The 14,103-nt window shown below is 62.7% G+C and carries 11 protein-coding genes and 1 tRNA gene; 2 read left to right on the top strand and 10 right to left on the bottom strand.

What is annotated here, in order from left to right; genetic code table 11:
- Nucleotides 1-7: 7 nt before the first annotated feature.
- The 6 genes from IB262_RS26215 to IB262_RS26190 all read right to left on the bottom strand — a co-directional run bounded on the left by IB262_RS26215 (nucleotide 8) and on the right by IB262_RS26190 (nucleotide 7,011).
- Nucleotides 8-1,207 carry an alanine racemase gene (locus tag IB262_RS26215; RefSeq protein ID WP_112976597.1) on the bottom strand — a complete coding sequence of 400 codons (1,200 nt, stop codon included), beginning with the start codon at nucleotides 1,205-1,207 and terminating at the stop codon, nucleotides 8-10.
- Nucleotides 1,208-1,218: 11 nt separating this feature from the next.
- Complete coding sequence (locus tag IB262_RS26210; protein ID WP_034798931.1) at nucleotides 1,219-2,196, bottom strand: ABC transporter permease; 978 nt, start codon at nucleotides 2,194-2,196, stop codon at nucleotides 1,219-1,221.
- A gap of 130 nt (nucleotides 2,197-2,326) precedes the next feature.
- Nucleotides 2,327-3,391 carry a substrate-binding domain-containing protein gene (locus tag IB262_RS26205; RefSeq protein ID WP_112976598.1) on the bottom strand — a complete coding sequence of 355 codons (1,065 nt, stop codon included), beginning with the start codon at nucleotides 3,389-3,391 and terminating at the stop codon, nucleotides 2,327-2,329.
- A 61-nt stretch (nucleotides 3,392-3,452) separates the two neighbouring features.
- Entirely contained in the window at nucleotides 3,453-4,514 is a 1,062-nt protein-coding gene (locus tag IB262_RS26200; RefSeq protein ID WP_112976599.1) for a substrate-binding domain-containing protein, read from the bottom strand.
- A 26-nt stretch (nucleotides 4,515-4,540) separates the two neighbouring features.
- Nucleotides 4,541-5,800, bottom strand: coding sequence for a M20/M25/M40 family metallo-hydrolase (locus tag IB262_RS26195; protein ID WP_192357240.1), 1,260 nt, complete (start codon nucleotides 5,798-5,800; stop codon nucleotides 4,541-4,543).
- Nucleotides 5,800-7,011: an ROK family transcriptional regulator gene (locus tag IB262_RS26190; RefSeq protein ID WP_034798940.1), complete on the bottom strand. Its 1,212-nt coding sequence runs from the start codon at nucleotides 7,009-7,011 to the stop codon at nucleotides 5,800-5,802. The genes IB262_RS26195 and IB262_RS26190 overlap by 1 nt, the downstream gene beginning before the upstream one ends.
- Nucleotides 7,012-7,368: 357 nt before the next feature.
- Here IB262_RS26190 and IB262_RS26185 point away from each other — a divergent pair, with 357 nt between their 5' ends.
- Nucleotides 7,369-9,930 carry an FAD-dependent oxidoreductase gene (locus IB262_RS26185; RefSeq protein ID WP_089045825.1) on the top strand — a complete coding sequence of 854 codons (2,562 nt, stop codon included), beginning with the start codon at nucleotides 7,369-7,371 and terminating at the stop codon, nucleotides 9,928-9,930.
- Nucleotides 9,931-10,012: 82 nt separating this feature from the next.
- Here the strand turns inward: IB262_RS26185 and IB262_RS26180 are convergent, their stop codons facing one another.
- Together IB262_RS26180 and IB262_RS26175 are read right to left on the bottom strand one after the other, a co-directional pair.
- The gene (locus tag IB262_RS26180) at nucleotides 10,013-10,942 is read right to left on the bottom strand and encodes an aldo/keto reductase (protein WP_112977460.1); all 930 of its coding nucleotides are present in this window, start codon (nucleotides 10,940-10,942) and stop codon (nucleotides 10,013-10,015) included.
- A 242-nt stretch (nucleotides 10,943-11,184) separates the two neighbouring features.
- Nucleotides 11,185-11,973, bottom strand: a complete 789-nt coding sequence (locus IB262_RS26175) for an SDR family oxidoreductase (protein WP_112977461.1) — start codon at nucleotides 11,971-11,973, stop codon at nucleotides 11,185-11,187.
- Between the two features lie 97 nt (nucleotides 11,974-12,070).
- Between IB262_RS26175 and IB262_RS26170 the strand changes: the two genes are divergently transcribed.
- Nucleotides 12,071-12,670 carry a TetR/AcrR family transcriptional regulator gene (locus IB262_RS26170; protein WP_112771931.1) on the top strand — a complete coding sequence of 200 codons (600 nt, stop codon included), beginning with the start codon at nucleotides 12,071-12,073 and terminating at the stop codon, nucleotides 12,668-12,670.
- A gap of 307 nt (nucleotides 12,671-12,977) precedes the next feature.
- On the opposite strand, the gene IB262_RS26165 is transcribed toward IB262_RS26170, so the two are convergent.
- Complete coding sequence (locus IB262_RS26165) at nucleotides 12,978-13,697, bottom strand: hypothetical protein (protein WP_112977462.1); 720 nt, start codon at nucleotides 13,695-13,697, stop codon at nucleotides 12,978-12,980.
- Nucleotides 13,698-14,018: 321 nt separating this feature from the next.
- Nucleotides 14,019-14,095: transfer RNA gene (locus tag IB262_RS26160), tRNA-Met, on the bottom strand.
- Nucleotides 14,096-14,103: the final 8 nt, after the last annotated feature.

Raw genomic sequence — 14,103 nt, 5'->3', positions numbered from 1 at the left:
TCGCCCCTCATACCGGCCAGGCTGCGGTTTCGCCGAAACCGTTTTCGATCGTTTCCACCTTCGGCGCGCCCGTGGAGATACCCGACACGCCGACGACATAAGCGCGCGTGACGAAGGCCTGCCCGCGGAAGCCGAACACCGCCGTATCGCCAGGCTTCGGCGCCGCCGCACCGCTGGCGTCGATCATCGCGTAATAGTCGATCGCCGAGGGCGGCGGCACCTCGACGCTTCGAAGCGCCGATGAAGCCGTCGTCGGCTCACTCGATACGATCGCCTTGACGTCGTAATCCGGGAAGATCGGGTCGATGTAGAAGCCGCCGCCGAAGCAATAGGCCTTGCCGCCCGAGAGATGGGAAACTTCGGTGAGGTAGAGTACCGCCGGCAGTTCCGGCAGATCTTCCATCACGTGCAGTGCGGTGGTGCCGTGCAGACCGTTGCCCGGCTCGCACTGCGTCGCGCCCGCTTCGGCAAGGGCCGGGAGCATGACGCTGGAGGTCGTGCCCGGCGCATTCACCTCGATCCCGTTGCGGCCGGCCTTGGCCAGCGCCTCGGCAGCTTTCGAGAGCGTCGCGAGATTGTGTGTCGGCTTCACCTTGCGGCTTTCATGGTCGAAGAGCAGCGCCGGAAAGGTGGTGATGCCGGCAAAGCGGCCACCGTCGAGCGCATCGAGACGATCCGCCACCGCGGCAACGTCGCTGGCATCGAACCCGCCTTCATGGCCGCGGTAGAAGGTATCACCTTCCGCCCGGATACGGGCGAGCAGATCCTGCCGATAGCCGGCTGCATGTGCGCCAGCCGCCGCTTCTGCAGCCTTTTCGCCGTTGAAGACCGTCCAATAGTCCGGCCGGAAGGTTTTCGCTGCGGCAGCCGCCTCGTGGCGCGCGACCTGCTGCAGGTGGCCGAGATGGCCGACCTTCAGGCCCGCCTTGTGGGTGGCGCGGGCACAGGCCATGTCGACGGCAACCGAACGGTCAATGCCACCACGCTTGACCGCTTCGCAGAAGGAACTGGAGCGGCCCACCTGCTTGGTCATCGCAAAGGTCTTCAGGCCGAGGCGACGAGCCTCGTTGCTCATAATCGCCGCATTGGCCTCGACCGTGTCGAGATCGAGCACATAGGCGTTGGCCGGAAGCTTGCCCTGCTGGTGCAGGCTCATCGCCGCTTCGATGAATGCCGGGTTGCGGCGGCGCAGAACGTCGAGAAACATGAAATCCTCCTTCAGCGGGACTTTTCGCGCAGCGACACGGCGACCGCAGCGAGGATGATGAGACCGCGAACGATCATCTGGTCGGATACGGAAAGGCCCATCAGGATCAGGCCATTGTTGAGCATGCCCATCATCAGCGAGCCGACGAGCGCGCCGATGATCGTGCCCTTGCCGCCGTTGAGCAACGTGCCGCCGACGATGACGGCGGCGATCACCGTCATCAGGTCGGTCTCGCCAAGCGTATACTTCGCCGCCTGCAGGCGACCGGCGTAAAGCAGGCCCGCAAGGCCGGCGAGACCGCCGCTGATCATCAGAACGGCCAGCCGAATGCGCGGCACGCTGATGCCGGAGACGCTCGCTGCCCGGCTGTTGTCGCCGGTCGCCAGCACATGGGCGCCGAAGCGGGTTTCGCGGTAGATGACATGGCCGCAGACGACGGCAACTAGGGTCCACCAGATCAGCGAAGGCACGCCGAGGAACGAGCCCGAGCCAAAGAAGCCGGTAAAGGTGCTGTCGGTCACGGGGATCGAGCGCAGGTTCGTCATCGAGCGGGAGACGCCGGCAAAAAGCCCGAGCGTCGCCAGCGTCACTAGGAAGGACGGCAGTTTGACATAGGCGACCAGTGCGCCGTTCAGGAGCCCGATCAACACGCCGGCGCCGATACCGGCGACGACGCCAGCCACCAGGCCGTACTCGTTGATCGTCACCGCCGCCGCCAGCGCCGAGACGGCAACCGTCGAGCCGATCGACAGGTCAATCTCGCCGGCCGACATGACGAAGACGAGGCCGATCGCCATGATCGTCACCGGTGCTGTCTGCAGCATGATGTTCGACAGGTTGCGAACCGTCAGAAACCCGCTGTCGCGAAGCACGATGGCGAAGAACAGAAAGATCGCCAGGAAGCCGAGATAGACGACGTATTGCTGCAGGTTGAGGCGACTGACGAGGCTCGCCGGCTGGCCGCTCGCGCTGGAATGGGCACTGGACATTATTCTTCCTCCGAAGGCAGGGGGAAAGCTCCCCCTGCACTACGGCGCCGCGGGTCTGGTCAGACGCGCAAAGGTCGCCGCAGCACTATGAAAAGCTGCATGTTTTACTCATGCAGCGGGCATCATTTCATCACTTCATCGCATCCGCGATCGTCGCGGGCACATCCTTGTTCAGAGACTTCTTCCAGCCGTCGGCGACCGACGCCTTGGTCACGGCAAGCGAGTCGACCACCAGGAAAGGCTCGGCCTTCTTGCCGACCAGCGACCCTGCCGCGGCGCGCGCTGCGGTGACACCGATATTGTACGCTTCGTCGGCGACCAGAGCTGCGATGTTGCCGCCCTTGACCATGTCGAGTGCTGCCGGTTCGTTGAGGTCGAGCGTCACGATCTTGGTGTGGCTGTTGCCGGCGCCGCGCAGCGTCGAAAGCACGCTCAGTGCCGGCTCCGCCCAGGTCACATAGATCCCGTCGAGATCCGGGTTCTGGGTGATCATCCCTTGCGCGATTTCCTCGCTGCGGGCCGGATCGGCCATGCCGGCCTCGGCAACGATCTTCATGTCGGGATAGTCCTGCTCGATCGTCGACTTGAAGGCGCCATCGCGCTGGTTGGTCACGTAGAAGTCGGCGTCATGATAGATATAACCGAGCTTGCCCTTGCCGCCGAGCGCATCCGCCATGGCAACGGCCGCCTTGTTGCCCATCTGGAAAAGGTCGTCCGAGACGATCGTCACATAGTCCTTGCCGTGTTCGTAACCGGCCGGCGAATTGTCGACGAAGGCGAGCTTCACACCGGCGGTGCGTGCCGGATCGTAAACCACGGCGGCGCTTGCCGGGTCGACCGGCAGCGACAGGATGATCGAGGGCTTCTTGGCAAGCACCGTCTCGACATCCGCCTTCTGGCGGGCTGCATCAAAGCCGGCATCGGTCTGTGCGACCACCTCGACGCCGAGGCGCTTGAACTCGTCCTGGGCGCCGCTGTTGACCGCGTTGGTGTATTCGCTCATCTCGTGCCAGACGAGCGCTGCGGTAAACTTGCCGTCCTTGATCTGCTGTTCCTGCTCCGCCGTCAGCGTCAGGCTGCCCGCCGGCGTCGGCGTCTCGCCATGCGGACCCGTGGTCTTGCCGTCAGCGGCAAAGCCGGATGTCGCGGCAAAGACCGTTGCCAGCAACGCGAAATGTCTCACTGCCCTGTGCATATCTGCCTCCCTTTTAGGAATGACGCCGCCGGAAGCGTCCTCTCTCCCGGCGGCCACCTGATTACTTGGCCGCGTCGAGCACCGACTGCGGCGCATCGCGGTTGAGCGACTGCTTCCAGCCGTCCGCGACGTTTTCCTTGGTGACGGTCAAAGCCGGGGCAACGACGAAGGCCGGCGTCTGCTGGCCGAGAAGCGACTTCAGGCCGGTCGCAGCCATGGCGCGTCCAAGCTCATAGGCCTTGTCGGCAACAAGCGCGGTGACGTTGCCGCCCTTGACCATGTCGAGCGCGACCGGTTCGGCAAGATCGAGCGTGACGATCTTGGTCTTCGTATTGCCGCTCGAGCGCAGGGCAGAGAGCACGCCGTCGGCAGGCTCGGCCCAGGTCACGTAGATACCGTCGAGATCAGGGTTCTGCAGCAGCATGGCGCTTGCCAGCTCCTCGGCACGTGCCGGGTCTGAGATGCCCTGCTCGGCAACGATCTTGATATCCGGATAGTCCTTCTCGATCGTCGACTTGAAGGCCTGGTCGCGCTGGTTCGTCACATAGTAGCTGGCATCGTGGAAGATGTAGCCAACCTTGCCCTTGCCGCCGATCGCCTTGGCCAGCGCATCCGCCGCCTGCTTGCCCATCTGGAAGAGATCGTCGGTAACGATCGAGGCATAGTCCGTGCCCTGCTTATAGCCGCTCGGCAGGTTGGAGAGGAACACGAGCTTGCTGCCATCGGTCACTGCCTGGCGGAATGCTTCGGCCGAGGTCACCGGATCGAGCGGCAGCGCCAGGATGACGTTCGGCTTGGCGGCAAGCGCGGTTTCGATATCGCTGCGCTGGCGGGCAGCGTCGAAGCCGGCATCCGTCGTCACCGCGATCTCGACGCCGGCGCGGGCAAACTCATCCTTGGCACCGGCCGAAACGGCGTTGGTGAAGTCGGACGAGGTATGCCACAGCAGCGCCGCCTTGTAGCCCTTGCCCTTGAGCGCGCCGAGATCGGCATCGGTCAGGGCGACATCGGCGCTCGGCGTCGCGCTCTCGCCGGACGGACCGACCGTCTGGGCAGAGGCGGCGTTTGCGGCAAGCACGAAACCGCTGACGAGTGCGGCAGCCATCAATTTCTTCAGAAGCATTGTCGTTCTCCCTCTTGTTTGGCAGTTCAGTCCATGACGCCGCAGTAGCGCGCCATGAAGGCGGCAAATCCGACGATCCCGGCGAGGTATTCCTCCACCTCGACCCGTTCCTCGTAGGTATGGCAATTGCGGATGTCGCCGGGCGCGCAATAGACGGCAGGCACACCCAAGCGGTTGACGAAGAATGGCGATTCCGACCAGAAGGGCGCGCCTTCGATGACGCCGCGCCCACCCATGGCTTCGGCCATGGCGGCTGATAGCGCACCGACTTCGCCCGCCGTTTCGTCGATTTCAGCCGCCGTGCCGCCAAGCGCATGGTCGCGGCCGGCCGGATAGGAAAACTCGACCGTGATTTCCGGATCGGTGATCGCCGAGCGCACCGCAGCCTCGATCTCGGCCGCCGCCGTGTCCAGCGATTCCCCTGGCAACAGTTTGCGGATCAGCGACAGTGTGCAACGCTCGGGCACGGCGATGTAGCCGCCGCCGGCAAGGCCGGTGATCAGCAGGAAACTGCGACCGATCAGCTTGTGCTCGGCCCGCGCGGCGATCTCGTCGGAGTGTTTCCAGAGAGCCGACATCGCCGCGTGGCTGGCGCGCAATGCATCCTTGCCGAGTTCGGGTACGCCGAAATAGGCGGACTTCCCTGTAATCGTGATGTCGGCGATGAAAAATCCGATCTGCGCCGGATAGACGGACAGCCGTGTCGGCTCGACATAGACGACGAAGTCCGGACGGACGATGTCACCGGTCTCGATGCGTTCGACCAGATCCTTGATACCGGCGGAGACACCGGTCCCCGGCTGACCGCTTTCCTCGTCGCCGACGAAGGCAAAGGCCACGTCCCCGGCCAACGCAACGCCGGACTTGTCGAGCAGCGACAGCGCCGCCAGCGACGCGCAAATGCCTGCCTTCAGATCGCCCGAGCCACGGCCCCAGACCGCGCCGTCGATGATCGGTGCGGCGAAGGGATCCTCGCGCTCGGTACCGGCCCAATGTTCGCGCCAGCCGTCGACATGCACGGTATCCGTATGGCCGATGAACAATAGGCGTGGCCCCTTGGCACGGCCCTTGCGCTCCGCCCAGACGTTCGGCCGACCCGGCAGGAATTCCGCCGTTTGCAAACCTTCAAGGCCAAGGCGCTGCATCGTTTCGGCCAGAAAGGCGACGAAATTCGCCTCGTTGCCGGTAATGCTCTCACGCCCGATCGCGCCACGAAAAAGATCAATCGCCGTCTCGCGATCAAGCACCGCGCGCAAACGTTCGTTCAAGCCGTCATTCATCGTCATCACATCGCCTCCCGAAGCGCGTTGACGTTTGCCCGCGGCAGCGAAATCCGGCCATCGGGCGCATCGACCCCGAACAGGGTGTTGTGCAGCTGACCGAGCCCGATCGCCGCCGCCCCGATGATCGCGGCGCGCGCGCCGAGTTCACCGGTCTCCACATTGACCGGATAGGGGAAGCACTGCGGCAGGAAGGCTTTTACCCGCTCAAGCATTTCCGGCCGAAGCCCGATGGATCCGCCGAGGATGACCTTCTGCGGGTTGGCGATCGCGGCAATCGCGGCAACGCCGGCTGCCAGATACCGCGCAGTGTCATCCAGCACCGTCAGCGCTGCCGCATCGCCCGCTTCTGCCTTGGCAAAGATGGTGGGCACGGCAACGGTCTTGCCCGAAAGCGCCGCGTAACGTTCCGCCATGCCATGCGAGGCAACCGCGCGCTCGAAGGCGCCGGTGCGCAGCGATTCCGCCTCGAACGGGTCGGCGCCGAGTGGCAGGAAACCCATTTCGCCGGCCGCGTTGCTGACGCCGCGCACCAGATGGCCGCCGACCATCAGGCCGCTGCCGACGCCGGTGCCCAGCGCCACATAGGCGAGGTTGTCGATCCCCTGCCCCTGGCCCAGCCAGTTTTCGCCAAGGACGGCAAGATTGACGTCGTTTTCGAGCATGGCTCCAAAACCGAGCACCTCTTCGAAGGCGCCGACGACATCCATCGTGTCGAAACCGGCAATGTTCGGCGCAAGCAACACACGGCCGGTCTCGCTGCAGGGCGCTCCGGGAACGCCTACCACCGCAAGCCGGATCTTCTCGCGAGCGATCTTCTGTCGGTCTGCCGCATCAAACGCCATGGCAGCGATCTGCTCTACGACGAAGCGGCCGCCCCGCGGATCGGTCGGCGCCGTGTCTTCGGCAAAGATCTGGCAGGCGAGATCGGTGATCGCCACGCGCACCTTCGTGCCACCGAGGTCGACGGCGATGATGAAGGCGGCATCGCACACCAGTTCGTAGGTGACGGCAGTGCGCCCGACATGGCCGCTGGTGCGCCCCGTCTCCTGCACCCAACCCTCTTCTTCGAGGCCGCGGACGATCTCCGAAATGGTCTGCTTGGAAAGGCCGGTCTGCTTCGAGATCGACGCACGCGAAATCGGACCGCCCTGGACGATCGCCTCCATGACGGAGCGCTGGGAGAACTTCCGGGAGATGCGCAAGCTGTCGTTCACGGGGACCTCTTTTAATTCGTTCTGTTACCGAACTTATTAATATCACGCATCGCTGTCAATCTTGCCCGATAGGATTATCTTTCATGGCGAACGGCGCGGCCTGCGGAGAAACAGGGCAACGGCGATGACGCATTCGGATGCGTCGCCATTTGCGATATGCTAGATGAATCAGATTGGCGCGGAGGGGCGCTTTTTCTCAAGAAATCAGTGGCATGACCGTCTCGACAGCTCTCGTTCCGCGATCAGCAAAATGCTCGGCTCTGGTCGTGCAGTTTGATGATTATGTCGTAGACAGGCTCTAGTCGTGATCCGTCACGCCCTAAAATCCGGCATCCAATCCAACCAGGGTCGCAATCAATGGCAGAGTTTCCGCAAAAGGCGAAAGTCGTAATCATCGGGCTGGGGGGCATCGTCGGCGCCTCGATCGCGCATCACCTGATCGAGCGCGGCTGGGATGACATCGTCGGCATCGACAAGTCGGGCGTGCCGACCGATATCGGCTCGACCGCACACGCCTCGGACTTCTGCTACACCACCAGCCACGATTATCTCTCGGTCTGGACGACGCAGTATTCGATCGATTTCTTCGAGAAGATGGGCCACTACGCCCGCATCGGCGGCCTGGAAGTGGCCCGCACTGGTGACGATGTCTGGATGGAAGAGATCAAGCGCAAGCTTTCCTCCGCCAAGGCCTTCGGTACCCGCGCCCACTATGTTTCGCCGGCTGAAATCAAGGCGATGTTCCCGCTGATCGAAGAAGATCAGGTGATGGGCGGCATGTTCGATCCGGACGCCGGCCTCGTCATCCCGCGCTCGCAGACGGTTGCCGGTAAGCTGGTCGATGCGGCGGAAAAGTCCGGCAAGCTGCAGGTCTTCGGCAACACGCCGGCAAAATCGCTGATCGTCGAAAACGGCCGTATCAAGGGCGTCGTCACCCATCGCGGCACGATCATGGCCGACCACGTCATCGTCTGCGCCGGCATCTGGGGCCGCCTGATCGCCGAAATGGTCGGCGAGGATCTGCCGGTCATGCCCGTCGACCACCCGCTCACCTTCTTCGGCCCGTACAACGAGTTCGAGGGCACCGGTAAGGAAATCGGCTTTCCGCTTCTGCGCGACCAGGGCAACTCCGCCTATATGCGCGACACCGGCGACCCGAAAACCACCGAGGGCGGCCAGATCGAGTGGGGCTATTACGAGACCACCAATCCGCGCCTCTGCCATCCGCGTAACATCCTTGAAAAGCACGAGGCACGCCTGTCGCCCTCGCAGCGTGACCTGGAGATGGAACAGATCATCGAGCCGCTCGAGCGCGCCATGGAGCTGACGCCAATCCTCGGCGAACTCGGCTATAACGAGAGCCATTCCTTCAACGGTCTGCTGCAGGTTTCGGCCGCCGGCGGCCCCTCCTGCGGCGAGAGCCAAAAGGTGCGCGGCTTGTGGTACTGCGTCGCCATCTGGGTGAAGGACGGCCCCGGTTATGGCAAGCTGATCGCCGACTGGATGACAGACGGCCGCACCGAGATCGACCACGCCTCGATCGACTATTCCCGCTTCTATCCGCACCAGCTGGAAGAAAAGTTCATCGAGGGCCGCTGCTTCGAGGCGGCGCAGAAGATCTATTACCCCGCCGTGCACACCCGCGAACCCTATGCCACCGGCCGCAACGTCAAGCGCTCGCCCTTCTACGAGCGCGAAAAGGAACTCGGCGGCTATTTCATGGAACTCGGCGGCTGGGAGCGCGCCCACGGCTACGCTGCCAACGAGCACCTTTTGGAGAAGTATGGCGACCGCGTTCCGGTACGTGAAAACGAGTGGGACAGCCGCCATTTCTGGCGCGTCTCCAACGCCGAGCATCTGGCCATGAGCGAGGACTGCGGCATCGTCAATCTCTCGCACTTCCATATGGTCGACATCGAAGGCCCTGATCATGTCGAGCTGCTCGAATGGCTGTGCGCCGCCAAGGTCGGTGGCGACGGCAATATCGGCAAGGGCATCTACACCCACTTCCTCGACGACGAGGGCATGGTACGGGCCGACTTCACCGTCTTCCGCATGGCCGACCGCTGCCGCCTGGTGAACGGCGCCGACGCCGGCCCGCGCGACTTCCAGTACATGCGCCGCGTCGCCGAAGATCGCGGCCTCGACGTCACCATCACCGACGTCTCGGAGAAGTTCATCACCATCGGCATCTGGGGTCCCAATGCCCGTGAGACGCTCAAGAAGGTGGTTGCCGATCCCTCGGGTCTCGACATCGAGAACTTCGCCTTCGCCGCGATCAAGCCGATCGAGATCGCCGGCAAAAAGGTCACCGCCTTCCGCATCTCCTATGTCGGCGAGCAGGGCTGGGAACTGCACATGAAGTACGAGGACGGTCTCGCCGTCTGGGACGCTCTGCGCTCGACCGGCGTCATGGCCTTCGGCGTCGAAACCTATGCGAACTCGCGCCGCATGGAAAAGAGCCTGCGCCTGCAGAACGCCGACCTGCTTACCCAGTACAACCTCATCGAAGCCGACCTTGCCCGCCCAAAGGTCAAGGACGTGGACTTCCGCGGCAAGGCCAAGCATCTCGAATACAAGGCGCGCGAACATCAGCCGGCCATGCTCTGCACGCTCGTCATGACGGAGAATACCGACAAGAACGGCGTGAAGCGCTATCCGGTCGGAACCCTGCCGGTGATGGATCCGGAAACCGGCAAGGTGCTGGTCGATGAACTGGGCCGCCGTTCCTACACCACCTCGATCGCCTTCGGCCCGACGATCGGCAAGAACATCGCGCTTGCCTATCTGCCCTGGTCCCATTGCCAGGTCGGCCGCAAACTCAACGTCGAATACTTCGCCGAGACCTATCCGGTCGAGGTTGTCGGCGTTGGCTACAAGCCGCTCTACGATCCGGAAAACCTGAAGCCGCGCAGCTAAGCCATCGGCATCCGCCCCCAAAACATAAAAGGCCCGCTCGGATCCGAGCGGGCCTTTTCAATGGTCTGCAGACCTAACGAGGTCACGGCAGCACGTGTCCTGCTGCCGTGAAGAGACGATACCAGTCCTCGCGCGACAGCGTGATGTCGGCGCCGGGCGCGATATCGGCCAAACGCTCGGGACTTGTCGTTCCAAGCACCACCTGAATGTTGGCCGGATGGCGGGCGATCCAAGCATAGGCGATCGCGGAAGCCGATACCCCGTACTTGCCCGCGAGGGCGTCCAGCACCCGGTTGAGTTCCGGAAAGTTCTTCTCGTCGCCGACGAAGACGCCGCCGAAGAAACCCTGCTGGAACGGTGACCAGGCCTGCAACGTCATGCGGTTGATGCGCGAATAGACGACCACTTCCCCGTCGCGATCGATCGATTGCTCGAGACCTGCCATATTGGCGGCGATTCCGAAGGCGACCGAAGGCGCATGCGCAATGCTGAGCTGGATCTGGTTGGCGACGAGCGGTTGGCGGACGGCGGTCTTCAGAAGATCGATCTGCCGCGGGGTGTGGTTCGAGACGCCGAAATGCCGGACCTTGCCAGCCGCCTGCAATTTGTCGAAGGCGTCCGCCACCTCCTCCGGTTCCACCAGCGCATCCGGGCGATGCAGCAAGAGAAGATCGAGATAGTCGGTCTTCAGCGCCGCAAGCGATCGATCGACCGACTGCAGAATATGATCTTTGGAGAAATCGAAATAGCCGCGACGGATTCCGCACTTGCTCTGGATGACGATCTGTTCGCGCTCAGTCGGCTTTAACCGCAACGCATCGCCGAAACGGCGCTCGCAGGCATGCAGTTCGCCGCCATAGATATCGGCATGGTCGAAGACGTTGATGCCGACGTCCCGTGCCTTCCCATAGAGCCGGCTTATGGCGTCGTCGCTGAAATCGGCAATCCGCATCAGGCCGAGAACGGCAGAGGAAACGGAAAGGTCGGTTGGTCCCAGATTGAATCTTTTCATCGGCTCGCACCATCAACATCGTTTCGAGGGAGGATTTTCGCGCAGGGGCGGAGTCATCGGCCTTGCGAGATCTTTGATCCTCAATTTCTAAGCAGCCTGAGGGCGCTTGGCAAACGCCTTTGGGGCAAACCGTGGAACGATGTGGCTTGCTGTGCCCAAGCGGAAAGGCCCGAGCATCGACCGTCTCAGCAGGTGCAGGCGTTCGGAGCGGACGCCAAACGCCCGCTCCGTGCGTGGACCGGTCAGGCAGCGGACCGATAGCGCTCGGCCGGCAACGACTGTGCAAAATTCGGCAGCATTGCCTGCCGTGCCGTATCGAGGGTGTTCCACTGGCCGGCATCGGGAAGCGGCGGGATGGTTACCAACTCGCGTCGATCGTAGCCGATCAGCGCCGCATCGACGAGATCGCCGACCTCCATCACACCGGAGAGCGTCTCGACATCGACGCCGGCATGATCCCAGATCTCGGTGCGCGTCGCTGCGGGCAGCACTGCCTGAACGTAGACGCCCTTGGTGGCGAGTTCGACATTCAAGCCTTGAGAAAGGAACAGCACGAAGGCCTTGGTCGCGCCGTAGACGGTTGCGCCCATCTCCGGTGCCAGCCCGACGACCGACGCGATGTTGATGATCGCCCCCTCGCCTCTCTCCGCAAACCCCGGAGCTGCCGCATGCGCGAGCCTGGTGACTGCCGTTACGTTGAGCGCGATCAGCTTCGAGATGTCCTCGCTCTGCTGCTGAAGAAAGCCTCGGGGGATAGACGTCCCGGCATTGTTGACCAGCACGCCGATGCTCCGGTCTTCGCGCAGCCGCTGCTCGACCTTGGCGAGGTCCTGCTCGTCGGTCAGGTCCGCCGGCACCACATCCACCGCCACGCCGGTTTCGTTCTTGAGGCGCTCAGCGAGCGCGTCGAGCCGCGCTGCATTGCGCGCGACCAGAACGAGATCATGACCGCGACGGGCAAATCGCTCCGCATAGACGGCACCAATGCCGGTCGAGGCACCGGTTACAAGGACTACTGGCTTCCTGCTCATCGATTGGGCTCCTTGAGTTTATTCATGATAGTCATAATGTATTTGGATATATGATGAATATCATGTATATTGTCAATCGAAATTTCAGGAGACGATGATGCGCGTGAGCCGGAAGCAGGTCGAAGAGAACAAGAAGACAATTCTGGAGGCGGCGGGACAGCTGTTCCGGGAGCGCGGCTTTGAATCCGTCACCGTTACCGATGTCATGAAGGCGGCGGGCCTCACGCATGGCGGTTTCTACGGCTATTTCAAGTCGAAGGAGGATCTGATCGCGCAGACCATCGCCGGCCTGCAGGGAGCAACAGAGCCCCTGTCCGTAGACCTGGCGTCCATAGCCGAGCGTTATCTTTCACCGGAGCATCGCGACAATTATGGCCACGGCTGCCCGCTTGCCGCCCTTGCGTCGGAAGTGAGCCGCCAACCGGGGGCTGCGCGGTCGGAGATGACAGAGGTCCTCAAGCGCCAGTTCACCCGGTTCGGCAAGATCGCGCCGGGCCCGAATGAGGATGAGAAGCGTCGCGCGGCGATCGGCAGTTCGGCGGCCATGATCGGCGCGCTAATCCTGGCGCGGATGACCGACGATCCCGACCTGTCGACGGAAATCCTCGATGAGACGCGGGTGTGGCTTTCCGACCGCGATCACGGAAAGCTGAGAAGCCAAGGTCCTTCCGACGGCAAGAGCGACGCCGGAAGCTGAACCATGTCGCGGAAAAATGCGCAGCGGTTTGCGATCACGGCGCACGGCAATTCAAGATATTGGAGCGCAAGCGGCAGAGCGGAACGGCGGCCACGTGCTTGGCATATCCTCTAATGCACCGTATTCGTTCGCAGATCACTGCGCCGGAACGATACCAAGGCGAGACACAGGAATCGTTGATGCGGGGCGTGAAGCGCCCAAAGGCAAACCGTTAAAGCGCGTCTCGGGTCGAGCTCGGAGCAACCTGTCCAACGATCCGCCCATCGCGTCTTATCCCGTCACCGGGCGGCGATCCCTTATCACACCGTCACCGGGCCTCCGGCCAGCCGAATTTCTTCGTCCAATAGCCGTTCCAGTCACTCACCGACTGCTGCGTTCGCCGGTAATTCCGCTCGGCTTCCTCCTCCGCCTTCAGAGCCGCCGCGAGCGCCGCATCGTCCTTCGCATTGGCGCGCGCCTTTTGTGCGATGTCGAGACCGATACGCGCTTCGTTCTGGGCATCCGCCAGGAACTGACCGGAGCTATGGCCTTCGGCATCGGCAACATAATGCAACTGGTCGCCGGCGGTTTTCAGCTTATAACCGAGCACGATCTCGGTTTCGGCAAAACGGCTGCGATTGCCGCGCACCGTCGCAGTCAGCGCATTGGCGATGGCCTCTTCGTGTCTGAGACCGGGATTGTTGAGCAGTTCAGCCTCGACCCGGCCGGCGAAAATCTCACCCTGCTCGTTGAGGATTTCCTTCAGCACTGCTTTCACGTTGGGGTCGCTGGATTTGAAACGGCCGGAGTTTAGCAATTCCAGCGCCGTGCCGACAAAAGCGTCGGCCCTCGCCTTCAGCTCCAGTATGCTGTTGTTGATTGCACCCTGCGCCTGCGTCGCTGCTCTGCCAGGCTCCGCTGAAACGCCGTTCGCAGCCCTGAGGATGTTGTTCGCGCTGTCGGCAGAACCGGCTTTCTCCTCCGCCTCGGCCGTTGTCCGCCTGAGGATTTCCAAGGCAACGTTGCTTGTCGGCGATATGGCGGTCACGCGTGGGTCTCCGCGGCAAAGGCGGCGCTCCTGCACCTGCCTGCCGAATGGGAGCGCACAGCCTCATGCCATCGCGAGAATCAAGAATGAAGGCAACTATCGATTGTATGTCTTAATAAACGGGTAACGCCGGTCATAGAAGCAGACGACGCCGCCACCTCCCCCGCCCCCTCTCCACCCGATGAGGATTGAAGGACGCTCGCTCACCGCGTTGCGGCGCCCGCCCCTTACATCTGTCCGCTTCGCTTTGTTTGCGCTTGTTCCCTGCGGTTCAAACGTCAAAAAGCCCGCTGGATTTCTCCATGCGGGCTTTTTTTGATTTGGTTGCGGGGGCAGGATTTGAACCTGCGGCCTTCAGGTTATGAGCCTGACGAGCTACCGGGCTGCTCCACCCCGCGTCCAGCGC

This window comes from Ensifer sp. ENS02 (assembly GCF_014851885.1).
GTDB lineage: Bacteria > Pseudomonadota > Alphaproteobacteria > Rhizobiales > Rhizobiaceae > Ensifer > Ensifer adhaerens.
This window is presented reverse-complemented; position numbering and strand designations above follow the sequence as displayed.

Excerpts from the sequence above, each read along its gene's own strand:
- IB262_RS26215 (WP_112976597.1), bottom strand. The coding sequence starts at position 1,207 with ATGTTTCTCGACGTTCTGCGCCGCCGCAACCCGGCATTCATCGAAGCG.
- IB262_RS26205 (WP_112976598.1), bottom strand. The coding sequence starts at position 3,391 with ATGCACAGGGCAGTGAGACATTTCGCGTTGCTGGCAACGGTCTTTGCC.
- IB262_RS26200 (WP_112976599.1), bottom strand. The coding sequence starts at position 4,514 with ATGCTTCTGAAGAAATTGATGGCTGCCGCACTCGTCAGCGGTTTCGTG.
- IB262_RS26170 (WP_112771931.1), top strand. The coding sequence starts at position 12,071 with ATGCGCGTGAGCCGGAAGCAGGTCGAAGAGAACAAGAAGACAATTCTG.
- IB262_RS26195 (WP_192357240.1), bottom strand. The coding sequence starts at position 5,800 with ATGACGATGAATGACGGCTTGAACGAACGTTTGCGCGCGGTGCTTGAT.
- IB262_RS26185 (WP_089045825.1), top strand. The coding sequence starts at position 7,369 with ATGGCAGAGTTTCCGCAAAAGGCGAAAGTCGTAATCATCGGGCTGGGG.
- IB262_RS26175 (WP_112977461.1), bottom strand. The coding sequence starts at position 11,973 with ATGAGCAGGAAGCCAGTAGTCCTTGTAACCGGTGCCTCGACCGGCATT.
- IB262_RS26210 (WP_034798931.1), bottom strand. The coding sequence starts at position 2,196 with ATGTCCAGTGCCCATTCCAGCGCGAGCGGCCAGCCGGCGAGCCTCGTC.
- IB262_RS26180 (WP_112977460.1), bottom strand. The coding sequence starts at position 10,942 with ATGAAAAGATTCAATCTGGGACCAACCGACCTTTCCGTTTCCTCTGCC.